The 24288-nt window shown below is 67.8% G+C and carries 16 protein-coding genes; 13 read left to right on the plus strand and 3 right to left on the minus strand.

The genetic code is table 11. From position 1 onward, the window contains the following. The first annotated feature begins 136 nt into the window (after positions 1–136). The 4 genes from PotMrB4_RS05705 (at position 137) to PotMrB4_RS05720 (ending at position 6219) form a co-directional block, all read left to right on the plus strand. Positions 137–2434 (plus strand): DUF1631 domain-containing protein, encoded by a 2298-nt coding sequence (locus PotMrB4_RS05705; RefSeq protein ID WP_172432754.1) that lies wholly within the window; start codon positions 137–139, stop codon positions 2432–2434. A 107-nt stretch (positions 2435–2541) separates the two neighbouring features. Next, a complete protein-coding gene (gene ampD / locus PotMrB4_RS05710; RefSeq protein ID WP_074971659.1) occupies positions 2542–3105 on the plus strand; it encodes a 1,6-anhydro-N-acetylmuramyl-L-alanine amidase AmpD in 564 nt (187 codons plus the stop codon). Continuing rightward, positions 3102–3938 (plus strand): regulatory signaling modulator protein AmpE, encoded by an 837-nt coding sequence (gene ampE, locus PotMrB4_RS05715; RefSeq protein WP_172432755.1) that lies wholly within the window; start codon positions 3102–3104, stop codon positions 3936–3938. Before ampD ends, ampE begins: the two co-directional genes overlap by 4 nt. 250 nt (positions 3939–4188) lie before the next feature. After that, on the plus strand, positions 4189–6219 hold the full coding sequence (locus PotMrB4_RS05720) for a methyl-accepting chemotaxis protein (protein WP_172432756.1): 2031 nt from the start codon (positions 4189–4191) through the stop codon (positions 6217–6219). A 78-nt stretch (positions 6220–6297) separates the two neighbouring features. Here PotMrB4_RS05720 and PotMrB4_RS05725 read toward each other — a convergent pair whose 3' ends face one another. The 3 genes from PotMrB4_RS05725 to PotMrB4_RS05735 form a co-directional block, all read right to left on the minus strand. Beyond that, positions 6298–7086: a TatD family hydrolase gene (locus PotMrB4_RS05725; RefSeq protein ID WP_172432757.1), complete on the minus strand. Its 789-nt coding sequence runs from the start codon at positions 7084–7086 to the stop codon at positions 6298–6300. 83 nt (positions 7087–7169) lie between these two features. Further along, on the minus strand, positions 7170–8753 hold the full coding sequence (locus PotMrB4_RS05730; RefSeq protein WP_044406897.1) for a peptide chain release factor 3: 1584 nt from the start codon (positions 8751–8753) through the stop codon (positions 7170–7172). A gap of 105 nt (positions 8754–8858) precedes the next feature. After that, the gene (locus PotMrB4_RS05735) at positions 8859–10133 is read right to left on the minus strand and encodes a cation:proton antiporter (RefSeq protein WP_172432758.1); all 1275 of its coding nucleotides are present in this window, start codon (positions 10131–10133) and stop codon (positions 8859–8861) included. Between the two features lie 435 nt (positions 10134–10568). Between PotMrB4_RS05735 and PotMrB4_RS05740 the strand changes: the two genes are divergently transcribed. From PotMrB4_RS05740 to PotMrB4_RS05780, 9 genes are all read left to right on the plus strand, one after another. After that, entirely contained in the window at positions 10569–11732 is a 1164-nt protein-coding gene (locus PotMrB4_RS05740) for a type III PLP-dependent enzyme (protein WP_044406901.1), read from the plus strand. Positions 11733–11893: 161 nt separating this feature from the next. After that, a complete protein-coding gene (locus PotMrB4_RS05745) occupies positions 11894–14155 on the plus strand; it encodes a TonB-dependent receptor (RefSeq protein WP_172432759.1) in 2262 nt (753 codons plus the stop codon). Positions 14156–14283: 128 nt separating this feature from the next. Continuing rightward, positions 14284–14964 carry a Fe2+-dependent dioxygenase gene (locus tag PotMrB4_RS05750; RefSeq protein WP_044406907.1) on the plus strand — a complete coding sequence of 227 codons (681 nt, stop codon included), beginning with the start codon at positions 14284–14286 and terminating at the stop codon, positions 14962–14964. 17 nt (positions 14965–14981) lie between these two features. Beyond that, complete coding sequence (locus tag PotMrB4_RS05755; protein ID WP_044406910.1) at positions 14982–16088, plus strand: alpha-hydroxy acid oxidase; 1107 nt, start codon at positions 14982–14984, stop codon at positions 16086–16088. Positions 16089–16317: 229 nt separating this feature from the next. Further along, a complete protein-coding gene (locus PotMrB4_RS05760) occupies positions 16318–18528 on the plus strand; it encodes a TonB-dependent receptor (RefSeq protein ID WP_172432760.1) in 2211 nt (736 codons plus the stop codon). 182 nt (positions 18529–18710) lie between these two features. Beyond that, positions 18711–21275 (plus strand): PepSY domain-containing protein, encoded by a 2565-nt coding sequence (locus PotMrB4_RS05765; protein WP_172432761.1) that lies wholly within the window; start codon positions 18711–18713, stop codon positions 21273–21275. A 133-nt stretch (positions 21276–21408) separates the two neighbouring features. Next, positions 21409–22155, plus strand: a complete 747-nt coding sequence (locus PotMrB4_RS05770; protein ID WP_044406919.1) for a 5-oxoprolinase subunit PxpA — start codon at positions 21409–21411, stop codon at positions 22153–22155. Beyond that, positions 22152–22829, plus strand: a complete 678-nt coding sequence (pxpB, locus tag PotMrB4_RS05775) for a 5-oxoprolinase subunit PxpB (protein ID WP_172432762.1) — start codon at positions 22152–22154, stop codon at positions 22827–22829. Before PotMrB4_RS05770 ends, pxpB begins: the two co-directional genes overlap by 4 nt. Continuing rightward, a complete protein-coding gene (locus PotMrB4_RS05780; protein ID WP_172432763.1) occupies positions 22826–23755 on the plus strand; it encodes a 5-oxoprolinase subunit C family protein in 930 nt (309 codons plus the stop codon). Before pxpB ends, PotMrB4_RS05780 begins: the two co-directional genes overlap by 4 nt. Positions 23756–24288 lie beyond the last annotated feature (533 nt).

Genomic DNA, 24288 nt, shown 5'->3' on the forward strand with positions numbered 1-24288 from the left:
GGTTGCGGAACGAGTATCCCTATAATGAGTCTGAATTTCTCTATTTGACGCCAGAGGCTTGACGTTGAAGTGATCCTTCGACGTAGCTGAGCAGTCCGAATCCCCTGTCCAGGTGGTCGGCTGCGGGAGACTCGCTATGCAGACCGACGCGAACGTGGTGCCTCTCAAGGGCGCCTCCGAGCAAACGCCAACTTCGCCGGTAGGAAGGCTGCCCGTGGCACTCATCCAGGTGCGCGACAAGGCTGCACAACAGCTCAAGCAAGCGCTGCAGGCGCTGTTCGACAACGCGGACGACACCCTCTTCCAGATGGCCGACCGCGCGACCAGCAACGCCGAGCAGAATGCATTCTTCGAAGCCATGCGCGACCTGCGCCTCAAGCGCAAGAGCATCGAGCGTGGCTTCCTGCAAAAGGTCTTCGAGACCTTCTCCAACCTCAACCAGTACGAGATCGGCCGCGCGCCGCAGCTCGACGCGGTGTCGTTCGAGAGCCTGAGCCTGGTCCAGAACGACGACCTCGAAGAGTCCGTCGCCCAGGACACCATGGTGTCCAAGGTGATGAGCCGTGATGCCGTGGCCCTCGGCCACCTCACCACCCGCATCAATACCCTCGTCAGCAAGAAGATCGACGACCGTACCAACCCGCTCGGCCCGCGCGCCCTGTGCGAGGCCTTCCTCGACGCCTGCCGCAGCCTGGGCGTGGAGATCAAGGTCAAGCTGATCATCTTCAAGCTGTTCGACAAGTACGTGCTGACCGAACTGGACCAGCTCTACGCCGAAGCCAACCAGCTGCTGATCACCGCCGGCGTGCTGCCGGAGCTGAAGTCCGCCCCCCCGGCCCGCCGTCCCCAGGGTCGCACCCCGGGTGCCGCGCGTTCCGCTGCTGCTGGCGGGGATGCCGCCGGTGTCGTCGCTGACATGGCCAGCGAAGAGGTTCAGGAAGTCTTCGGCGCCCTGCAGGCCCTGCTCTCCGAAGTGCGTGGCAGCGGGCTGCCCCGCCGTGAGGTGCCGGCCGATGCCGTGCCCATCACCAGCAACGACCTCATGCGCCTGCTGTCGCACCTGCAGCAGCACCTGTCCGCCCAGAAGGTGGACGACATCGACGTCCGCTTCCAGCTGGACAGCCTGCTCACCCGCGCCAGCGCCAAGAGTGGCCGCTCCCGTGTGGTCGGCCAGGTGGATGACGACGTCATCAACCTGGTGTCGATGCTCTTCGAATTCATCCTCGACGACCGCTCCCTGCCGGATTCGCTCAAGGCCCTCATCGGCCGCCTGCAGATCCCGATGCTCAAGGTCGCCGTGCTGGACAAGACCTTCTTCAGCCGCGGCAGCCACCCGGCGCGCCGCCTGCTCAACGAGATCGCCTCGGCCGCCATGGGCTGGAGCGAGCAGGACGACCTCCAGCGCGACGTGCTCTACCAGCGCATCGAACAGGTGGTGCTGCGCCTGCTGAATGACTTTGTCGACGATCCGGGCATCTTCTCCGACCTGCTGTCCGACTTCCTCGCCTACACCGGCGACGAGCGCCGCCGCAGCGAGCTGCTGGAACAGCGCACCCGTGACGCCGAAGAAGGCCGCGCCAAGGCCGAGCTGGCTCGCCAGCAGGTGGAGCAGGCTCTGAACGAGCGCCTGCTGGGCCGTACGCTGCCTGAAGTGGTGGTGCGCCTGCTGCAGGAAGCCTGGAGCAAGGTGATGCTGCTCACCTGCCTCAAGCACGGTGCCGAGTCCGAAGAGTGGCGCGCCACCCTGGCCACCATGGACGACCTGATCTGGAGCGTGGAGTCCCACGAGGCGCCCGAGGCCCGCATGCGCCTGCTGGAACTGGTGCCCGGGCTGCTCAAGTCGCTGCGTGAAGGGCTGACCAGCGCCGCCTTCGACCCGTTCTCCACCAGCGAATTCTTCAGCCAGCTGGAGTCCCTGCATGTCCAGGCCTTCCAGCGCTTCAAGCGCCCCGAGCCGGAGCCGGTGGTGGCCGACGTCGCCGAGCCCGATGCGCCGATTGCCGCAGATGCCGCCCTGGTCGTGGACCTGCCCGAACTGGAGCTGGAAGTCGCTGTAGAAGCGCCGGCCATGGTCGAGGTGGTGGAAGAGATCATCCTGCTGGCACCCGGCGAAAGCCGCGCGCCCGAGCCGGAAGCCTCCCTGCCCGAGGGCGACGAGGCCCTGGACCAGGTGGACAACCTGCGTGTCGGCAGTTGGGTCGAGTTCCAGGAAGACGAGGACCACAAGGTCCGCTGCAAGCTGGCGGCGATCATCAAGCCCACCGGCAAGTACATCTTCGTCAACCGCACCGGCATGAAGGTGCTGGAGAAGACCCGCATGGGCCTGGCCGTGGAGTTCCGCCGTGGCGCCATCCGTCTGCTGGACGACGCCCTGCTGTTCGACCGGGCCCTGGAATCGGTGATCGGCAACCTGCGCAAGCTCAAGGGCGCCTGATCCAGGCGCTTTACCCAGGACGCCCGGCCCCGGCCGGGCGTCTGCGTTTCCGGGCCTTGGCCCGGGCAGCAGGCTGCTCTAGAGTGTCGGCGGATCAAGGAGCCGCCATGCAACCGGACATCGCCACCGGCTGGTGTGAAGACGCCCGCCATTGCCCCTCGCCCAACTTCAATGCCCGTCCGCACGGGGAGATCTCCCTGCTGGTCATCCACAACATCAGCCTGCCCCCGGGCCAGTTCGGCACCGGCAAGGTGGTGGAGTTCTTCCAGAACCGCCTGGACGCCGACGAGCATCCCTACTTCGCCGGCATCGCCGACATGCAGGTGTCCGCACACTTCCTCATCGAGCGCGACGGCCGGGTGACCCAGTTCGTCTCCTGCCTCGACCGCGCCTGGCACGCCGGCAAGTCCTCTTTCGAAGGTCGCGAGAACTGCAACGACTTTTCCCTGGGCATCGAACTGGAAGGCACCGACGACCTGCCCTACAGCGATGCCCAGTACGACGCCCTGGGCCGCCTGGCCCGTGGTTTGCTGCGTGCCTACCCCGCCATAACCCCCGAGCGGGTCTGCGGCCACAGCGACATCGCCCCCGTGCGCAAGACCGACCCGGGGCCCGCTTTCGACTGGGCGCGGTTGCGCGCCAGCCTGCTGCATAAGGAGATGACCCCATGAGCTTCCTGGTACTGCTGCTGGTGCTGTGGATCGAGAAACTCTCCAACTGGCGCCAGCGCCTGCAACGGGACAGTGCCTGGCTGCGGCAGCTGGATGGCGCCGCCGCCAGCCGCCCCCTGGCGGGGCGGCCCTGGCTGGCGCTGGGGATCTGGGTGGTGCTGCCGCTGGTGGCGCTGGCCCTGGTGCTGACCATGCTGCAGCCCCTGGCCTATGGCTGGCTGGCGCTTCCGGTGCACCTGCTGGTGGTGGTCTTCGCCCTTGGCCGTGGCGATGTCCAGGCCGACCTCGGCTCCTTCCGCGACGCCTGGCGCCGGGGCGATACCCAGGGTGCCCTGCATGTCGCCGAGCGCGACCTGGGCCTGCGGGTGGAGGAGGGCGACGACCTGCTGATGCGGGTGCAGGAGCATCTGGTCTGGCAGGCCTACCAGAGCTTCTTCGCGGTGATCTTCTGGTACTTCCTGCTGGGCCCGGTGGCGGCCCTGGCCTACCGCCTGCTGGCCCTGGCCGAGGAGCGCGCCGCGTCCCCCGCCATCCGCGAGCAGGCCCGCCAGGTGCGGCATGCCTTCGACTGGGTGCCGGTGCGGGTACTGGCGGCCAGCTTCTCCCTGGTGGGCAACTTCGTCGCTGTCAGCCGCGTACTGCTGCATGAGCTGCTCAACTGGGAGATGTCCGCCGAGCGTTTCGTGGTGATCGCCGGGCGTGCTGCCGGCGAGCTGCCCGAGTCCAGCGCGGGCGAGGAGGGCGTGGCCAGCCTGGACGCCCTGTGGCACCTGCTGGTCCGTTCCGCCGTGCTCTGGTACGCGGGTTTCGCCCTGTGGACGCTGTTCTTCTGACGGCGCCTTTCGCGTTGATCTGTAGCCGTTCTTAACCTTAAGTTACAGAAACCCTCGCCGATATCAGGTACACAGGGCCTGCGTCGAGTGAGGGTCTTTTGTGATATCCGTCACTTTTATCGCCGGGCATAGGACGCCCTGATCGGTCTGCCGCAGGTCGGGCGATAGGGGACGGCATGCTGTCACCGTGCCATCCTGATTCCGTCCAAGACGCCGCATAACAATAAATAAGCAAGCCAGGAGACGTCGTGTGAAGACTCTGCTGTATCCGGCCATCGCGCTGATGAATCGCCTCAGCTTCGGCATGAAGTTCAGTCTGATCAGCGTGCTGTTCTTCCTGCCGATGATCGTCACCAACTACTTCCTCGTTCGCGAGTCCTACGAGCAGTTCGTCAGCACCCGCAACGAGCTGCAGAGTCTGGACCTGCTGCACGCCAGCCAGGGCCTGCGGCGCAACCTGGAAAGCCTCAACGACCTGGTGCTGATCAACTCCCTGATCGGCCAGTCCGGCCAGGCGGGCGACCTCGACAGCCGCGTCACCCGCGTGGAACAGGACGTGCTCGCGGCCCTCAAGGCGCTTCAGCCGGTCACCACAGACGCCGAGCAGGTCACCGAGTTCAACGCCAAGCGCGACGAAATGCTCAACGCCCTCCAGGCCGCGCAGAAGGAAACCTCCCTGCAGAGCAAGAGCGCGATGATCGAGAAGCTCCTCGGCAATGCCCAGGTCTTCATCAAGCTGGTCGCCAGCCAGGCCGGCCTCAGCCAGGACAGCCAGCGCGATGTGCGCCAGGTGGCCGAACTGATCACCAGCGTTACCCCCGATGTCACCGCCGGCATCAGCCAGGGGCGTGCCATCGGTTCCTATTCCCTGGGCCAGGGCTTCCTCAACTCCGCCGCCAGCACCAAGCTCGACGACCTGCTGCTGGACCTGGAGAAGCTCGGCAGCGAGTACGGCCTCAAGCTGCAGGACGCCCTCAGCGGCAACCCGCGCGCCCAGGCCGCCCTCAGCCAGCAGGCCGACGCCAGTCGCGCCACCCTCAAGGAGGCCGCCACCCTGTTCGAGGAGCAGGTGATCATGGCCGATACCCTCGACACACCCTGGGCCACCTTCTACGACCAGGTCAGCGCGCTGATGGACAAGACCTACGCGCTGAACGACGCCGCCCTGGAGTTCCTGCGCAGCGACCTGGACAAGCGCCTCGGCGAGAAGCGCGTCCAGACCATCCTGCTGGTGGTGGCGCTAGTGGGTGTCTTCCTCGCCATCGTCTACCTCTACAGCGGTTTCTACGTCTCCACCCGCACCACCCTCAAGCGCCTCGGCAAGGTGCTCGACCAGGTGGCCGCCGGCGACATGACCGTCAGCTTCCAGGCCGAAAGCCGCGACGAACTGGGCGAGCTGGGGCAGGTATTCAACGGCACCGTGGCCAAGATCCATGACCTGATCCAGCTGGTCGGCCAGACCGTCTCGGAAGTCGAACGCCAGGCCAGCCGCGTCCAGCAGGTGTCCGAGGAGAGCAACCTCGCCGTCGCCGGGCAGCGCAGCCAGATCGAGCAGGTCGCCACCGCCATGAACCAGATGTCCGCCACCGCCCAGGAAGTGGCGCGCAGCGCGGCAGCCGCCGTCGGCAGTGCCCACAGCGTCAACGAAGAAACCGTCAATGGTCGCAGCCTGGTGGAGTCCCAGCTGGGCAGCATCGAACGCCTGGCCCACGAGATCGAGCAGTCGGTGAACGTCATCAACCAGCTGGCGTCCGACAGCGCCTCCATCAGTCGTGTGCTGGAAGTGATCAAGGGCATCGCCGAGCAGACCAACCTGCTGGCCCTCAATGCCGCCATCGAAGCCGCCCGTGCCGGCGAGCAGGGGCGCGGCTTCGCCGTGGTGGCCGACGAGGTGCGCACCCTCGCCAAACGCACCCAGCAGTCCACCGAGGAGATCGAACAGATGATCGCCCGCCTGCAGGGCGGTGTCGGCGCGGCCGTGAAGGCGATGAACACCAGCCACCAGATGGCCGGCGGCACCGTCAACCAGTCCGGCCGCGTGCAGCAGGCGCTGGAGAACATCCTTGGCGCCGTGGGGATGATCGTCGACCAGAACCAGCAGATCGCCGCGGCTGCCGAGCAGCAGACCGCCGTCGCCCACGACATCGACCAGAACATCGTCGAGATCAACAGCGCCGGCGAACGCACCGCCCAGGGGGCCAGCCAGACCGAACAGGCCAGCCGCCAGCTGTCCGACCTGGTCGCGCAGCTCAAGCAGCTGATCGGCGCGTTCCGCGTCTGATCGTTAGCCGCAAGCAAAAGCCCGCCAATCGGCGGGCTTTTCGTTTGTTGGCCTATGGGATAGGTCGTAGCCCGGGCTTCAGCCCGGGAACGGCGCCCAGCCGAACAGCTCGCAGGCGTTCCGGCTGCTGGCCGCCGCCAGGGCATCCGGCGTCAGCCCCATCAGTTCGGCGAGGTTGGCGCAGATGGCCGGCAGGTATTCCGGGCTGTTGCGCTGGTGCGGATGCATGGCGGGCGCCATGTCCGGCGCATCGGTCTCCAGCACGATGGCGTCCAGGGGCAGGCGCGGCACCACCTTGCGCAGGCGGTTGGCCTGGGGCCAGGTGGGGGCGCCGCCCAAGCCCAGGCGGAAGCCCAGCTTCAGGTATTCGCGGGCTTCCTCGTAGCTGCCGGCGAAGGCGTGGACGATGCCGCCCCGGGCAGGGCGGATGCGCTTGAGGGTGGCGATCACCGCCGCGTGGCTGCGGCGCACGTGCAGCAAGGCTGGCAGTTGCAGGTCGACGGCCAGCGCCAGCTGCGCCTCGAACAGCGCCTGCTGGGCGTCGCGGTCGAGTTCGGGGAGGAAGTAGTCGAGGCCGATCTCGCCCACCGCACACAGCTTCGGGTGGCCGGCCAGGGCTTCCAGGCGCTGGCGCAGGGCCGCCAGGTGCTCGGGGCGGTGGTCGGCGAGGTAGATGGGGTGCAGGCCGAAGGCGGCGTACAGGTCCGGTTCGGTCTCGGCCAAGTGCCAGATGCGCGCCCAGTTGGCCTCGAACACCCCCATCAGCACCTGGCGCTCCACGCCCAGTGCACGGGCGCGCTGCAGCACGGCCGGGCGGTCGGCATCGAATTCTGGGAAGTCCAGGTGGGTGTGGGTATCGATCAGCATGGCGGTCGGCTGCCTGGGGGCTGGCTGTCAGCCTAGCCCAGAGGCGCCGCCAGCGGGCGGCGCCTCCGTGCCGAGGGGGCGAGTCAGTGGTGCTCGCGGGTGGCGCGGAATTTCACGTCCGGCCAGCGTTCTTCCATCAGGCTGAGGTTCACGCGGGTCGGGGCCAGGTAGGTGAGGTGGCCGCCGCCGTCCACGGCGAGGTTCTCGAAGGCCTTGTCCTGGAACTCCTTGAGCTTCTTCTCGTCCTTGCACTCGATCCAGCGTGCGGACCAGACGTTGATCGCCTCGTAGGCGCACTCGACCTTGTATTCCTCCTTCAGGCGGCTGGCGACCACGTCGAACTGCAGCACGCCCACGGCGCCGAGGATGATGTCGTTGTTGCGCTCGGGGAAGAACACCTGGGTGGCGCCTTCCTCGGCCAGCTCCTGCAGGCCCTGGCGCAGCTGCTTGGATTTCAGCGGGTCCTTCAGGCGCACGCGGCGGAACAGCTCCGGGGCGAAGTGCGGGATGCCGGTGAAGCCCAGGGCCTCGCCTTCGGTGAAGGTGTCGCCGATCTGGATGGTGCCGTGGTTGTGCAGGCCGATGATGTCGCCGGCGAAGGCCTCTTCCAGCTGCTCGCGCTCGCTGGAGAAGAAGGTCAGCGCGTCGGCGATCTTCACGTCCTTGCCCAGGCGCACGTGGCGCATCTTCATGCCCTTCTCGTACTTGCCCGAGCAGATGCGCATGAAGGCGATGCGGTCGCGGTGTTTCGGGTCCATGTTCGCCTGGATCTTGAACACGAAGCCGGAGAACTTCTCTTCGGTGGGCTCGACGCTGCGCTCGTGGGTGGCGCGGGGCAGCGGCTTGGGTGCCCAGTCGACGATGCAGTCGAGCACCTGGTCGACACCGAAGTTGCCCAGCGCGGTGCCGAAGAACACCGGGGTCATCTCGCCCTTGAGGAAGGCGTCCTTCTCGAAGACGTGGCAGGCGCCCTGCACCAGCTCCAGTTCTTCGAGGAAGTTGTCGTAGAGGTCGCCCAGGTGAGCGCGGGCCTCGTCGGAGTCCAGCTTCTCGATGACCTTGGTCTCGATGCGCTCATGACCGTGGCCCGGCACGTAGACGATGATCTTGTCCTCGGCCAGGTGGTACACACCCTTGAAGTCCTTGTAGCAGCCGATCGGCCAGGTGATGGGCGCGGCCTTGATCTTAAGCACCGCCTCGATCTCGTCGAGCAGCTCGATGGGGTCGCGGATGTCGCGGTCCAGCTTGTTGATGAAGCTGACGATGGGCGTGTCGCGCAGGCGGCAGACTTCCATCAGCGCGATGGTGCGCGGCTCGACGCCTTTACCGCCGTCGAGGACCATCAGCGCCGAGTCCACCGCAGTCAGGGTGCGGTAGGTGTCTTCGGAGAAGTCTTCGTGGCCGGGGGTGTCGAGCAGGTTGATCATGTGCTCGCGGTAGGGGAACTGCATCACCGAGGTGGTGATGGAGATGCCGCGCTGCTTCTCCATCTCCATCCAGTCGGAGGTGGCGTGACGGTCGGACTTTCGCGACTTCACGGTGCCGGCGACGGCAATCGCCTTGCCCATCAGCAGCAGCTTCTCGGTGATGGTGGTCTTACCGGCGTCCGGGTGGGAAATGATGGCGAAGGTGCGGCGTTTGGCGACTTCGGCGGCCTGGATGGTCATGGGTGCTTGCCTGGCTGGAAACGAGGGCGGGCAGGGAGCCCGGAAAAGCGCGGGATTATAGCGGATCGCCGGCTTCAGTAGAGGCCGGCGATCCGGTGTGCAGGGCTAGTGTTCGCCTTGCTCGCCGCGCGGCGCCTGGCCGGGGTAGATCCAGCGCACCAGCGAGCCGATCGACAGGCCCTGCACCAGGATCGACACCAGCACCACGATGTAGGTCAGGGTCAGCAGCAGGTCGCGCTCCTCGCCCGGCGGCAGCGACAGCGCCAGGGCCACCGACACACCGCCGCGCAGGCCGCACCAGGTGAGGATGCGGATCGCGCCACGGGGCACCTGGCGACGGCCCAGGGCCTTCTGCCGCAGCAGGACGATGGCCGGTGCCAGGGTCAGCAGGCGCGACAGCTGCACCGAGGCCCCTAGGGCCATGGCCGCCGCCACGTGCAGCCAGCTCAGCGGCAGCAACAGCAGCTCCAGGCCGATCAGCGCGAACAGCAGGGCGTTGAGGATCTCGTCGATCAGCTCCCAGAACTTGTCCAGGTAGCGGCGTGTCTCGTCCGACATGGCCAGGGTGCGGCCGTGGTTGCCGATGATCAGGCCCGCCACCACCATCGCCAGCGGCGCCGACACGTGCAGGTGGTTGGCCAGCGCCGCGCCACCGATCACCAGCGCCAGGGTCAGCATCACCTCCACCTGGTACTGGTCGATGCTGCGCATCATCAGGAACACCCCGTAGCCCAGGGCCGCGCCGAACAGCACGCCGCCCACCGCCTCGTGCAGGAACATCCCGGCCACGCCGGCCACCGTGGGCGCCTCGCCCAGGTTCAGCACGCTCAGCAGGATGGCGAACACCACCACCGCCGTGCCGTCGTTGAACAGCGACTCGCCGACGATGGTGGTCGCCAGCGGCTTCGGTGCCCCGGCGGATTTGAGGATGCCCAGTACCGCGATGGGGTCGGTGGGGGAGATCAGCGCACCGAACAGCAGGCAATAGATGAAGTCCACCTGCCAGCCGAACAGCCCGAAGCTGTAGTACGCCAGCAACGCCACCGCGAGGGTGGACACCAGCACACCGGCGGTGGCCAGCAGGCCGATGGGCCACTTGTAGCTGTGCAGGTCGCGCAGGTCCACGTGCAGCGCACCGGCGAACAGCAGCGCGGGGAGGAACCAGGTCATCAGCACCGAGGAGAAGTCGATGCGCCGCAGCAGCTCGCGGGACTCCTCGTGGAGGATCGGGTAGCCCAGCTCGGACAGGCCGATGGCGATGGCCGAGAACAGCAGCGCCGTGGCCATGATGCCGATGGTCGGCGGCAGCCGGGTGAAGCGGTAGTTGAGGTAGGTGATGAAGGTGGTGAAGACGATGAAGCTGGCGGCGAGATCGAGCATGCGACTCCTTCGTGTGGGCCTGTCCATGGGGGAAGTCGGGAAGGATACGGAACGCGTTCCGCCAGGCCAACGCAAAATCCGTGAAGGGGCTCAAGAACGCGGTTTTGTGCAGCATTCCGGACGCTTCGTTGAGGATAAAAAACAATCAACCACGCAAGCGACAATCGGATGCGAAACGGCGGCATTTTCTGGTTGCCATGTAGGACATGCAGTCCTAAAGTGCGCGCCCGAACGTCCATGCTGGAAACGATCCATCCGGCTCAAGTACTGACGACGAGAGGTTACCGGCGCCCTTGCCCGGTACCGGTGATGCTCGGCGACATGCCTTGGGAAGTAGGCGAACCAAAGTGGGGAAACTGTCAGGCGTTCGCGGTTTCGTATGTCACGAAACCACTCCACCTTTTCAGAACCGTTCAGCCATTTGGAGTCCCTAGCATGTCGATCAAGGTCGAAGACTATTTCGCACCCGCCACTTTCCAGCGCATGAAGGCCTTTGCCGATCAGCACGAGACCCCCTTCGTGGTGATCGACAAGCAGACCATCGCCGACTCCTACGACCAGCTGGTCAGCTGCTTCCCCTTCGCCAAGATCTACTACGCGGTGAAGGCCAACCCGGCCACCGAGATCACTGAGCTGCTGCGCGAGAAGGGCTCCAACTTCGACATCGCCTCCATCTATGAGCTGGACAAGGTGATGAAGACCGGCGTCGGCCCGGAGCGCATCAGCTACGGCAACACCATCAAGAAAGCCCGCGACATCCGCTACTTCTACGAGAAGGGCGTGCGCCTGTTCGCCACCGACTCCGAGGCCGACCTGCGCAACATCGCCAAGGCCGCCCCGGGTGCGAAGGTCTACGTGCGCATCCTCACCGAGGGCTCCACCTCCGCCGACTGGCCGCTGTCGCGCAAGTTCGGCTGCAACCCGGACATGGCGCTGGACCTGCTGATCCTCGCCAAGCAACTGGGCCTGGACCCCTACGGCGTGTCCTTCCACGTCGGCAGCCAACAGCGCGACATCGACGTCTGGGACGCCGCCATCGCCAAGGTCAAGGTGATCTTCGAGCGACTGAAAGAAGAGGACGGCATCACCCTGAAGATGATCAACATGGGCGGCGGCTTCCCGGCCAACTACATCCAGCGCACCAACAGCCTGGAGACCTACGCCGAGGAGATCACCCGCTTCCTCAAGGAAGACTTCGGCGACGAACTGCCGGAGATCATCCTCGAGCCGGGCCGCTCCCTGATCGCCAACGCCGGCATCCTCGTCAGCGAAGTGGTGCTGGTGGCGCGCAAGTCCCGCACCGCCGTCGAGCGTTGGGTCTACACCGACGTGGGCAAGTTCTCCGGCCTGATCGAAACCATGGACGAATCCATCAAGTTCCCCATCTGGACCGAGAAGAAGGGCGAGATGGAAGAAGTGGTGATCGCCGGCCCCACCTGCGACAGCGCCGACATCATGTACGAGAACTACAAGTACGGCCTGCCGCTGAACCTGGCCAGCGGTGACCGCCTCTACTGGCTCTCCACCGGTGCCTACACCACCAGCTACAGCGCGGTGGAATTCAACGGCTTCCCGCCGCTGAAGTCCTACTACGTGTAAGGGCTTCACCCCGGCAAAGCCCGCCTTCACGGCGGGCTTTGTCGTTTTCGTGTAGGTGGAATCCGTTTGCCGCAAGGGCATTTCCCAAGCGTGCTTTTGCGGATGTTCATGAGAATCCTTATCAAATAGGTTGCCTCCCCTCACCACCGGGAGGACCTTCCATGAAACGCCTTGCCCTGCGCCCGCAACCGGGCCCCCGCACCCTGCTCGCCGTCGGCATCGGCCTGGCCGCCGGCCCCCTCGTCGCCGCCGAGCCACCGCGCAGCAGCGCCAGCCTGGAGCTGGAGACGCTGCACGTCGAAGAGCGGCGCAGCGACGGCTACCGCACCGAGCGCTCCGCCTCGGCGAAGAACGCCGTGCCCCTGCTCGACACCCCCCAGACCATCACCGTGGTGCCCGCCGAAGTGATGCGCGACCAGCAGGCCCTGAGCCTGCGCGAGGTGCTCTCCAACGTCTCCGGCATCACTTTCAACGCCGGGGAGGGCGGTGGCGGCTCGGGGGACAACCTCAACATCCGTGGCTTCTCCGCCAGCACCAACCTGCAGATCGACGGCCTGCGCGACAGCGCCCAGAACAACCGCACCGACACCTTCAACATCGAACAGGTGGAGGTCATCAAGGGCCCCAACTCGGTGTTCGGCGGCGCCGGCACCACCGGCGGCAGCGTCAACCAGATCAGCAAGCAGCCGGGCTTCGAAGCCTTCAGCCGGCTCGGCCTGGGCCTGGGCAGCGACCACTACCGGCGCCTCACCCTGGACACCAACCATCCCCTGCAGGAGCTGGGCAGCGGCAGCGCCTTCCGCCTCAACCTCATGGCCCACGACGACGAGATCCCCGGCCGCAAGCGCCTGGAACGCGAGCGCTGGGGCATCGCCCCCTCGCTGCTGCTGGGCCTGGGCGAGGACACCAGCCTGACGCTGAGCTACTTCCACCAGCGCGACGACAACGACCCGGACTACGGCGTCCCGGCCTTCGACGGCAAACGCGTGGCCGGGGTCAAGCGCAACGCCTACTTCGGCTGGCGCAACCTCGACCGCGAGCGCATCGACAGCGACGCCTTCACCGTGCGCCTGGAGCACCGCTTCAACGACCAGTTGAGCCTTCAGAACCTCACCCGCTACAGCGAGGTGGAGCGCGACACGGTGATCTCCGCCGCCCACATCAACCTCGACCGCCGCCGCGGCGGTGGTGCGCCGGGCCCCGTCCTCGCCCCCGGCCAGTACCTGCCTGCCGGCCCCCAGGCCTACGGCCGCGACGTCACCAGCCGCATGTGGATCAACCAGACCAACCTCACTGCCGAGTTCGACACCCTCGGCATCGGCCACACCCTGGTGACCGGCGCGGAGTTCTCCCGCGAGACCTACCACCGCACCACCTACGACTACGGCCTGAAGTTCCCCGACGAGGGCTACCCCCTGGCCGATCCGCCCGGCTACTGGAGCGGGCCGGCCCAGCGAAGCAACTCCGGCTACCTCGCCACCCGCCTGTACGACCGCGCCCTGTACGCCTTCGACACCCTGGCCCTGAGCCCGCAGTGGGACCTCAACCTCGGCCTGCGCTACGACTGGCTCGACGGCGACGCCCGCAACAACAGCCTCACCAAAGGCACCTGGGTGGCCACCGACAACCGCTCCAGCGACGAGCACCTCAGCGGCCGCGCCGGGCTGGTCTACAAGCCGGTGGAGAACGGGCGCTTCTACCTGGCTTACGGCACCTCCTTCAACCCCAGTGCGGAGAACATCGCCACCAACGGTGCCGGCCTCAGCGCCGCCACCGAGAAGCTGGACCCGGAGAAGAACCGCACCTGGGAGCTGGGCACCAAGTGGGAGCTGCTGGAGCGGAGCCTGCAGCTGGACGCCGCGCTGTTCCGCGTCGAGAAGCTCAACGCCCGCACCCAGCTTGTCGACGGCACCACCATCCTCGCCGGCAACCAGCGCGTGCAGGGGCTGGAGCTGGGGCTGACCGGCGAGCTCAGCGAGCGCTGGAAGGTGTTCAGCACCTTCACCTTCATGGACAGCGAGACCCTCAAGGCCGTCAACGAGCGCGTCGGCGTCTCGGCCAAGGGCCAGGCCCTGGCCAACACCCCGCCGCAGTCGTTCAACCTCTGGTCCACCTACGACTTCGACGGTGGCTGGCGCGTCGGCTACGGCGCGCGCTACGTCAGCCAGCGCAACCTCACTGCCAGTGACGACGGCGTCAAGCTCGCCGCCTACTGGGTCCACAGCGCCATGCTCGGCTACCGGGTCAGCGATTCCTTCGACCTGCAGCTGAACCTGGACAACCTGTTCGACCGCCAGTACGTCGAGCGCGTCCGCACCCAACTCGGCACCCAGCAGGGCACGGGTAGCCAGGGCGCCCGCTCCTCCGCCATCGAGTACGGCGACGCCCGCGCCGCCACCCTCAACGCCACCCTGTCGTTCTGACGGCCCCGCCGCGCCTGCGGGCGCGGCGCTTTGTCCCGGTTCCTTGGCTGCCGGCAGGCGAGTAAGATGAACGCCTCATTTGCGAACGCTTATCAGCAGCCTTTGTTCGGCCCGGGAGGGTAGCCCGCGTGATGTTCCATATCCCCGACGTCCTCACCGCCGACGAAGTGCGCCAGTGCCGCGAAGCCCTGGAGCGCGCCGCCTGGGTGGACGGACGCAGCACCGCCGGGCACATGGCCGTGCGCAGCAAGGACAACCAGCAACTGGCCCCGGACGACCCCCTGGCGCAGCAGATCGGCGACTTCATCGTCGACCGCCTCGGCAGCCACCCGCAGTTCATCGCCGCCGCCCTGCCGCTCAAGGTGCTGCCGCCACGCTTCAACCGCTACAGCGGCGGCGGCACCTACGGCAACCACATCGACAACGCCATCTTCAGCGTCCCCGGCACCCACCACCGGGTGCGCAGCGACCTGTCCGCCACCCTGTTCTTCTGCGACCCGGACGACTACGAGGGCGGCGAACTGGTGGTGGAAGACACCTACGGCAGCCACCGGGTCAAGCTGCCCGCCGGCCACCTGGTGCTCTACCCCGGCAGCAGCCTGCACCGCGTCGAACCGGTCACCCGTGGCGCGCGGCTGGCCGCCTTCTTCTGGATCCAGAGCCTGGTGCGCGAGGACAACCAGCGCGCCATGCTGCTGGAGCTGGACGGTGCCATCCAGCAGCTCGGCCAGAGCGTGCCCGAGCACCCCGCGCTGGTGCAGCTCTCCGGCGTCTACCACAACCTGTTGCGGCACTGGTCGACCACCTGAGACCCGAGGAACGCCCCATGAGCCTGCCGCCGTTGCCGCGGATTCCCGCCGAAATCGCCGCTGTCGGCGACTACGAGGCCTTCGCCCGTGAACGCATGAGCCCCGCCGCCTGGGCCTACCTCAGTGGCGGCGCGGCGGACGAGCAGACCCTGGCCGACAACCTCGCCGCGTTCCGCCGCGTGCGCCTGCTCAACCGCGTGCTGGAAGACCTGGGCAGCGGCGACACCCGCGTGCAGCTCGGCGACCTGACGCTGGACTACCCCATCCTGCTCGCCCCTGTGGCCTTCCAGCGCCTGGCCCACCCGGACGGCGAACTGGCCAGCGCCCTGGGCGCCTCGGCCATGGGCGCCGCCCTGGTGGTCAGCACCCAGGCCAGCGTCAGCCTCGAAGCCATCGCCCAGGCCGCCCAGGCGCCCCTCTGGTTCCAGCTCTACATCCAGCCGGACCGCGACTTCACCCGCGAGCTGGTGCGGCGCGCCGAAGCCGCCGGCTACCGCGGCCTGATGGTCACCGTGGACGCCCCGGTGAACGGCCTGCGCAACCGCGAGCAGCGTGCCGGCTTCCAACTGCCCGAGGGCATCGAGGCGGTGAACCTGCGGGGCATGCGCACACTGCCCCCCAGCGTGGCCCAACCCGGCGCCAGCCCGCTGTTCGGCAGCACCCTGCTGCAGCACGCGCCCACCTGGCGCGACCTGGAATGGCTGCAATCCCTGACGCACCTGCCGGTGTGGGTGAAAGGCGTGATGAACCCCCTCGACGCCGTGCGCGCGGTGGAGCAGGGCGTGGCCGGCATCGTCGTGTCCAACCATGGCGGACGCACCCTCGACGGCCTGCCGGCGACGCTGGACGTGCTGCCGGCCATCGCCGACGCCGTATCCGGGCGCGTACCGCTGATCCTCGACGGCGGTGTGCGGCGCGGCAGCGACGTGTTCAAGGCCCTGGCCCTGGGCGCCCGCGCGGTCATGGTGGGGCGGCCCTACGTCCAGGCCCTGGCCACGGCCGGTGCTTCCGGCGTCGCCCACGTGCTGCACCTGCTGCGCACCGAGCTGGAGGTGACCATGGCACTCACCGGCTGCACCCACCTGGCCGCCATCGACCCTTCGCGGCTCTGGCCAAACCCCTGACATTCGTACGGCACCGTTGCCCGTTCATGGCTGGACGCCCCAGGCGGATCGGCGTGGAACGCGCACGTTCGATTCTTCTTGTGCCGGTTTTGGCAATGTTCGACGCTTGATTCTCTTTGTAGGGTTTTTCCGAGTTTTGTAAAGATTGTGTAAAGATGAGCAGGTAAATATTTACTGATAAACATTCGCAAATAGAATCGCGCCCCATCTTCACTGGGGAGTGATTCTTATGAGCAACAAGAACGGCCTGCCGCAACGCGCACTGCTGGCTTCCGCCATCGGCCTGGTTTCCGCCTCGGCCAGCGGCCTCGCCCTGGCGGCGGACTCGAACAAACTCGAACTCGGCACCGTCAACGTCGACGGCAAGGCCGAGAAGACCTACAAGGTCACCGAGTCGGCCTCCGCCAAGTACACCGCGCCGCTGCTGGACACCCCGCAGACCGTCACCGTCGTCCCCAAGGAGATCATCCAGGAGCAGCAGGCCCTGAGCCTGCGCCAGGTGCTCTCCAACGTTTCCGGCATCACCTTCAACGCCGGCGAGGGCGGTGGCGGCTCCGGTGACAGCATCAACATCCGTGGCTTCTCCGCCAACAGCAACATCCAGATCGACGGCCTGCGCGACAGCGCCCAGACCAGCCGCACCGACACCTTCAACATCGAGCAGGTCGAGGTCATCAAGGGCCCGAACTCGGTGTTCGGCGGCGCCGGCACCACCGGCGGCAGCATCAACCTCATCAGCAAGCAGCCCATGGGCCGCGCCTTCACCCGCATCGGCGCGGGTCTGGGCACCGACAACTACCACCGCCTGACCCTGGACACCAACCAGCCGCTGGAAGAGCTCGGCACCGACAGCGCCTTCCGCCTGAACCTGATGGCCCATGAGAACGACGTCCCCGGCCGCGACCAGATCGACCGCGAGCGCTGGGGTGTCGCCCCGTCCCTGCGCCTGGGCTTCAGCGACGCCACCCGCCTGACCCTCAGCGCCTTCCACCAGACCGACGACAACCTGCCCGACTACGGCGTACCGGCCCTGGACGGCAAGAAGCTGGCCGGCGTCGACCGCAACGACTACTTCGGCTGGAAGAACCTGGACAAGGAAGAAATCGAGCAGAACGCGTTCACCGCCAACCTCGAACACGACTTCAACGAAAACCTGCGCCTGCAGAACCTGACCCGCTACAGCCGCGTGGACCGCGACACCGTGGTGTCCGCCTCTCACGTCAACCTGAACGGTGTCCCCGTCGGCAACTACCTGCCTACGGGGCCTCAGGCCTACGGCCGTGATGCCACCACCGAGCTGTGGATCAACCAGACCAACCTGCGCATCAGCGCCGACACCGCCGGCCTGCACCACGAGATCGTCACCGGCGCGGAAATCTCCCGTGAGGAGTACGCGCTCAAGACCTACCACCACGGCCTGGGCACTCCCCTGTACCCGAGCACCGGCTTCAGCCTGTCCAACCCGCCCGGCTACTGGAGCGGGCCGATCAACAAGCAGCTCGCAACCCCGAACGCCTATGGTCGGAACCAATTGGATGACAAGGCGGTTTACGTCTTCGACACCATTGCGCTGAACGAGCAGTGGGACCTGAACGTGGGGCTGCGCTATGACTGGTTCGACGGTCGCGCCAAGACCTATTCCCCCACCAAGGTGAAAAACGGTGACTTCGAATCCAAGGACAAGAAGCTCAGTAGCCGCGCCGGCCTGGTCTACAAACCGGTGGAGAACGGCCGCTTCTACGTCGCCTGGGGCAACTCCTTCAACCCGAGCGCCGAAAGTATTGCTTCTAGCGGAACAGGCCTGAGCGCCCTGACCCAGGATCTGGATCCGGAGAAGAACGAGACCTGGGAGCTGGGCACCAAGTGGGAACTGCTGGCCGGCCGCCTCGAACTGGACGGCGCGCTGTTCCGCGTCGACAAGACCAACGCCCGCGAAACCATGGCCGACGGCTCCACCCAGCTGGCCGGCAAGCAGCGCGTGCAGGGTGTCGAACTGGGCGTGACCGGTCACATCAGCGAGCGCTGGGACGTGTTCGCCAACTACACCTTCCTCGACAGCGAGACCCTCAAGGCCGCCGACACCGCCGCCGGCATCGCCCGTGAAGGCCAGGCGCTGGGCAACACCCCGCCGCGTTCGCTGAACCTGTGGACCACCTACGAGCTGCCTGCCGGCTGGACCCTGGGCTACGGCGCCCGCTACGTCAGCGAGCGCAACGTCAGCTCCAGCACCACCGCCAAGCTGGACGCCTACTGGGTGCACAACGCCATGCTCGGCTACAAGGTCAACGAGAACCTCGACCTGCAGCTGAACGTGAACAACCTGTTCGACAAGGACTACGTGGAGCGCGTGCGCCAGCAGAACGGCACCAACGCCCGCTCGTCCGCCATCGAATACGGCGACGCCCGCTCGGCGATCCTCTCCGCCACCTACTCGTTCTGATGGGGGTTGGTCGTGAGCCGCGTCCTAGAGCGGCTCGCGGCCTGGCTGTAAATAAAAGGTAAAACTTCGGAATCGCGATCTAATGCATCAGGTTCTCAAATAGAATCGCCGCGTTCCGGCATGGTTGCCGTTCCGATCCAGCGATACGGCGGGCCGCCCGGCCCGCTTCCGAGGACTGACACGTGTTCAAGAAGATCCTGTTCCAGCTGCACTGGCTGCTCGGCATCAGTGCGGGCCTGGTGCTGTCCCTCATGGGCGTCACCGGCGCGGCCTACAGCTTCCAGGAGGAGATCCTCGAGCTGTTCAACCGCGACACCCTCCGGGTGGAGGTGCGCGAGGGCGGCGTGTTGCCCCCCGCCGAGCTGGTCAGCCGCATCGAAGCCGCCGCAGGCAAGACGGTCGCCGGCCTCTGGGTGCGCACCGAAGGTGGCGAAGCCGCACGGGTCTTCTTCACCCCGCCACCGGGCGAACGCCGTGGGCCCATGCGCTGGTTCGACCCCTACACCGGTGAACTGCTGGGCGAACCTTCCGGCGAGGCCTTCTTCGGCCTGATGCTGCAACTGCACCGCTTCCTCGCCATGGGCGAAACCGGCAAGCAGATCACCGCCGCCAGCACCCTGGCCCTCATCTTCTTCTGCCTCTCCGGCCTCTACCTGCGCTGGCCGCGCCAGGCCGCGAGCTGGCGCGCCTGGCTGATCCTGGACTGGTCGCGCAAGGGCCGCAGCTTCAACTGGGACCTGCACGCCGTGGCCGGTACCTGGTGCCTGCTGCTGTACCTCCTGGCCGCGCTGACCGGCCTGTTCTGGTCCTACGAGTGGTACCGCGAAGGCCTCAACCGCCTGCTGGCCGATGCCCCCGCCGGGGAGCAGGGCAAGCCGGGCGAGCGCCGGGGTGAAGGCCGTGGCCGCCCAGGTGGCATGCAGGCCCCCGCCGGCCCGCCGCTGGTGGTGGACTACGACGCCGTGTGGGCGAGCATCCGCGACGCCGCCGGCCCGGAGCTGAGCGCCTACAACCTGCGCCTGCCCCCGGTGGGCGGCCAGCCGGCCACCGTCTTCTTCCTGCTCAAGGACGCCGCCCACCCGCGCGCCCTCAACCAGATCACCCTCGACCCGGCCACCGGCACCGTCAGCCGGGTGGAGCGCTACACCGAGAAGAGCTTCAAGGCCCAGTTGCTCACCAGCGTCTATGCCCTGCACGTGGGCGAGTACTTCGGTCTGCCGGGGCGCATCCTGATGATGCTGGCGAGCCTGGCCATGCCGCTGTTCTTCATCACCGGCTGGCTGCTCTACCTCGACCGCCGCCGCAAGAAGCGCGCGGTACGGGCCGCCCGTGGCGACCTGGGCGGGCAGGGCGGGGCTGACGCCTGGCTGGTGGGGTTCGCCAGCCAGAGCGGCTTCGCCGAACAACTGGCCTGGCAGACCGCCGGCCAACTGCAGGCCGCCGGCGTGCCGGTGCGCGTGCAATCCCTGGGCGAGCTGGATGCCGGGCAACTGGCCCAGGCCCGCAATGCCCTGTTCGTGGTCAGCACCTTCGGTGACGGCGAGGCCCCCGACAGCGCCCGTGGCTTCGAGCGCCGCGTGCTCGGCCAGGCCTCGGCCCTGGGCGAGCTGCGCTATGCCGTGCTGGCCCTGGGTGATCGCCAGTACCAGCATTTCTGTGGCTTCGCCCACCGCCTGCAGGACTGGCTCGCCAACCAGGGCGCGCTGACCCTGTTCGACACCGTCGAGGTGGACAACGGCGACGGCCAGGCCATCCAGGCCTGGCAGCGGCACCTGGCGACGCTCTCCGGCAGCGACGTGGTGCCCACCTGGGAAGAGGCGCCCTTCGAGACCTGGACCCTGAGCGCCCGCGAGCACCTCAACCCCGGCAGCCAGGGCGCTTCCACCTGGCGCCTGAGCCTGAGCGCGCCGGCAGGGGTTGCGGCCCAGTGGGACGCGGGCGACCTGGTGGACATCCTGCCCTGCCAGGGCGAGCCGGTGGTGGCCGCCTGGCTGGCCCGCCACGGCCTGGACGGCGAAGCGGCGGTGCAGCTCGACGGCCGCACCCTGCCGCTGCGCCAGGCACTGGAAGGGCGCGTGCTGCCGGACAGCTTCGAACATCTGGTCGGGCTGCACGCCCAGGCCCTGGTGGATGCCCTGGTACCGCTCGCCCAGCGCCAGTACTCCATCGCCTCGTTGCCGGCCAACGGCACCCTGGAGCTGATCGTGCGCCAGGAAAGCCGCGCCGACGGCGCCCTCGGCATCGCCTCCGGCTGGCTCACCCACTACCTGCCGGTGGGCGCCAGCGTGCCGCTGCGCCTGCGCCGCAACGCCCGCTTCCACCTGGCCGAGGCCGACACGCCGGCCATATTCATCGGCAACGGCACCGGCCTGGCCGGCCTGCGCAGCCTGCTGCAGGCCTCCATCCGCGCGGGCCGTCGCCGTAACTGGCTGCTGTTCGGCGAGCGCAACCAGGCCCACGACTTCTATTGCCGCGAAGAGATCGAAGGCTGGCTCGCGCGGGGTGAACTGGAGCGCCTGGACCTGGCCTTCTCCCGTGACCAGGCGCAGAAGGTCTACGTGCAGGACCGCCTGCGCGAGGCCGCCGATGAGGTGCGCGCCTGGGTCGAAGCGGGTGCCGTGTTCTACATCTGCGGCAGCCTGGAGGGCATGGCCGGCGGCGTGGATGCCGTGCTGCGCGAGATACTCGGCGACGAGGGCCTGGAGCGCCTGGCCAGCGAAGGGCGCTACCGCCGCGACGTGTACTGATCGCCAGGCCGGTTCCGCTGCCCGTACCCGGGCAGCGGAACCCCGGACTGACGTCCGGGCCACGGCGCTCCGCTGTGGATAACTGCACAAACGCCACCTCGCGTGGGGCGCACTCTGTCGCCATAATCACGCGATGAAAAATCGAATCCTGCTGAACTGCGACATGGGCGAAAGCTTCGGCGCCTGGACCCTGGGCGACGACGAACACGCCATGCCCCTGGTGGACCAGGCCAACCTGGCCTGCGGTTTCCACGCCTCCGATCCCCTCACCATGCTCAACACCGTCGAACTGGCGGTGGACCATGGCGTCACCATCGGCGCCCACCCGGCCTATCCGGACCTGGTGGGCTTCGGTCGGCGGCGCATGGAGCTGTCCCCCGAGGAGGTGCGCGCCGTGGTGCTGTACCAGATCGGCGCGCTGGACGCCTTCTGCCGCGCCGCCGGCACCCAGGTCGCCTACGTCAAGCCCCACGGTGCCCTGTACAACGACCTGGTGCGCAACGACGCCCTGCTCGAAGCGGTGCTCGACGCCTGCGCCAGCTACCGCAAGGGCCTGCCGCTGATGGTGCTGGCCCTGGCCGACAACCGCCGCGAGCTGCAACTGGCCGATGCCGCCGACGTGCCGCTGATGTTCGAAGCCTTTGCCGACCGCGCCTACCTCTCCGACGGCCAGCTCGCCCCCCGGCGCCTGCCCGACGCGGTGCACCGCGACCCCGAGCAGATCATCGACCAGGCGGTGGCCATCGCCCGGGGCGAGTCCTTCCCCGACATCGACGGCAAGCCGCTGCAACTGGTGGCCGACAGCCTCTGCGTACACGGCGACAACCCCGAGTCCCTGGCGGTGCTGCGGCGCCTGCGAGCCCACCTGGACGCCTCATGATCCGCCTTGAGCCGGTCGGCGCCGAAGCCGTGCTGCTGGTGCTGGCCGACACCCCGGACGACCACCTGCCGCTGCGCATCGCCCGGCTTGCCGAGGCCATCCGCCAGCGGCTCGGCCCGCAGCTCCGCGAGCTGGTGCCGGGCTGGACCACCCTGCTGCTGCACTACGACCTGCTGCAGACCGACCCCGCCCGGCTGGCCGCCGACCTGGCGCCGTTGCTGGAGCAGTGGCAGTCGGCCCCGTCGCCTGACGAGCAGGGGCGTTTGCACCGCCTGCCGGTCTGGTACGGCGGCGAGGACCTGGGCGCGGTGGCGGAGGCCTGCGCGCTGCGCCCCGGCCAGGTGATCGACCTGCACTGCGCGGTGGAATACCGCGTCGGCGCCATCGGGTTCGCCCCCGGCTTCGCCTACCTGGGCGGACTCGACGCCCGGCTCGCCCTGCCGCGTAGGGCCACCCCACGCACCCAGGTTCCCGCTGGCAGCCTGGCCATCGCCGAGCGGCAGACGGCCATTTATCCACAGGCCTCCCCGGGCGGCTGGCACCTGCTGGGCCTGTGTCCGCAGCGCCTGTTCGACCCCGCCCAGGCGCCGCCTTGCCCGCTGGCGCTGGGGGATCGGGTGCGCTTCGAGCCCATCGACGAAGCCACCTACCGCCGCGAGTGCGTGGCGCCATGAGCGGCCTGCGCGTCATCAAGGCCGGGCCGCTGAGCCTGCTGCAGGACGGCGGCCGACACGGCTGGCAGCACCTGGGCGTGTCCCCCTCGGGCCCCATGGACCGCCACGCCGCCGCCTGGGCCAACCGCCTGCTGGAAAACGCCCCGACGGCGCCGCTGCTGGAGATCGCCCTGGGCGGCGTCGAGCTGGAAAGCCTCGGCGACACCTGGCTGGCCCTCTGCGGGGCGGAGCTGCCCATCCAGCTGGACGGCATGGCGCGGCCGAACTGGTCGCGCTTCCGCATGCGCGCTGGGCAGCGCCTCCGGCTCGGCTTCGCCCGCAGCGGCCAGCGCGCCTACCTGGCCATTGCCGGTGGCTTTCGCGTCGAGCCGGTGCTGGGCAGCGTCGCCTGCCAGGCCCGCGAAGGCCTGGGCGGGTCGGATGGCCGGGGTGCGCGCCTGGCCGACGGCGACCTGTTGCCGGGCGGGGGCGGGCAGTTCGCCCGTGGTGCCAGCGTCCCCTGGCCCTGGCAGCCGGACTACCGCGCCGAACGCCCGTTGCGGGTGATGCTGGGCGGTGACGCCGCGCTGTTCGCGCCCTCCGACGTGCAGGCCTTCTTCGCCCAGCCCTGGCAGCTCAGCCCGCAATCCGACCGCATGGGTGCCCGCCTCAAGGGCGAGCCGCTGAGCCCGCCCAAGCGCCAGTGGTCCCTCGGCGTGGTGCGCGGCACCGTGCAGGTGCCGCCGGACGGGCAACCGATCATCCTCCAGGCCGACCACCAGACCATGGGCGGCTACCCCATCCTCGGCTGGCTCCACCCCCGCGACTGCGACCGCCTCGCGCAATGCAGCGCCCACCAGACGCTGCGCTTCGAGCCTGTGGATATCCCCACCGCCCAGGCCGACCTGCGCCAGTTCCGCCGCTTCTTCGAACCCGCAAAACAGTAGGGTGGGCCGGGCGGCGTTCCACTTCAGCCCACCGTCCCCCGCGCCGGGCACGGCTCGTAGCCCGGCGAACCGCATCAATCCCGACCGCCCAGGCAACGATGGGCTTCGCACAGCTCAGCCCATCCTACGGTTGCCGCCGTCGTACCTGTTGAGCACCGATTCGTAGCCGTAGCCCGGACTTCAGTCCGGGGAGGGGAATCCCGGGCTACAAGGCTGTGCTTCAGCCCACCGTCCAAACCCCCGCGCCGGGCACGGCCCGTAGGATGCGGTGAGCTCGGCGAACCGCATCAATCCCGGCCACCCACGCAACGATGGGCTTCGCACAGCTCAGCCCATCCTACGGTTGCCTCCGTCGAACCCGTTGAGTGCCGATTCGTAGCCGTAGGGTGGGCTTCAGCCCACCGCCCCTGCGCCGGGCTAGGCCCGTAGGATGCGGTGAGCTTGGCGAACCGCATCAATCCCGGCCACCCAGGCAACGATGGGCTTCGCACCGCTCAACCCATCCTACGGTTGCCGCTTTCGTACCTATTGAG

Origin of the sequence: Metapseudomonas otitidis (assembly GCF_011397855.1) — a bacterium.
GTDB lineage: Bacteria > Pseudomonadota > Gammaproteobacteria > Pseudomonadales > Pseudomonadaceae > Metapseudomonas > Metapseudomonas otitidis.

What these genes read in the sequence shown, in the direction of transcription:
- PotMrB4_RS05760 (WP_172432760.1), top strand. Translation starts at nt 16,318, where the DNA reads ATGAGCAACAAGAACGGCCTGCCGCAACGCGCACTGCTGGCTTCCGCC.
- PotMrB4_RS05730 (WP_044406897.1), bottom strand. Translation starts at nt 8,753, where the DNA reads ATGACCATCCAGGCCGCCGAAGTCGCCAAACGCCGCACCTTCGCCATC.
- PotMrB4_RS05770 (WP_044406919.1), top strand. Translation starts at nt 21,409, where the DNA reads ATGAAAAATCGAATCCTGCTGAACTGCGACATGGGCGAAAGCTTCGGC.
- ampE (WP_172432755.1), top strand. Translation starts at nt 3,102, where the DNA reads ATGAGCTTCCTGGTACTGCTGCTGGTGCTGTGGATCGAGAAACTCTCC.
- PotMrB4_RS05745 (WP_172432759.1), top strand. Translation starts at nt 11,894, where the DNA reads ATGAAACGCCTTGCCCTGCGCCCGCAACCGGGCCCCCGCACCCTGCTC.
- PotMrB4_RS05725 (WP_172432757.1), bottom strand. Translation starts at nt 7,086, where the DNA reads ATGCTGATCGATACCCACACCCACCTGGACTTCCCAGAATTCGATGCC.
- PotMrB4_RS05740 (WP_044406901.1), top strand. Translation starts at nt 10,569, where the DNA reads ATGTCGATCAAGGTCGAAGACTATTTCGCACCCGCCACTTTCCAGCGC.
- PotMrB4_RS05735 (WP_172432758.1), bottom strand. Translation starts at nt 10,133, where the DNA reads ATGCTCGATCTCGCCGCCAGCTTCATCGTCTTCACCACCTTCATCACC.
- pxpB (WP_172432762.1), top strand. Translation starts at nt 22,152, where the DNA reads ATGATCCGCCTTGAGCCGGTCGGCGCCGAAGCCGTGCTGCTGGTGCTG.
- ampD (WP_074971659.1), top strand. Translation starts at nt 2,542, where the DNA reads ATGCAACCGGACATCGCCACCGGCTGGTGTGAAGACGCCCGCCATTGC.
- PotMrB4_RS05755 (WP_044406910.1), top strand. Translation starts at nt 14,982, where the DNA reads ATGAGCCTGCCGCCGTTGCCGCGGATTCCCGCCGAAATCGCCGCTGTC.
- PotMrB4_RS05705 (WP_172432754.1), top strand. Translation starts at nt 137, where the DNA reads ATGCAGACCGACGCGAACGTGGTGCCTCTCAAGGGCGCCTCCGAGCAA.
- PotMrB4_RS05780 (WP_172432763.1), top strand. Translation starts at nt 22,826, where the DNA reads ATGAGCGGCCTGCGCGTCATCAAGGCCGGGCCGCTGAGCCTGCTGCAG.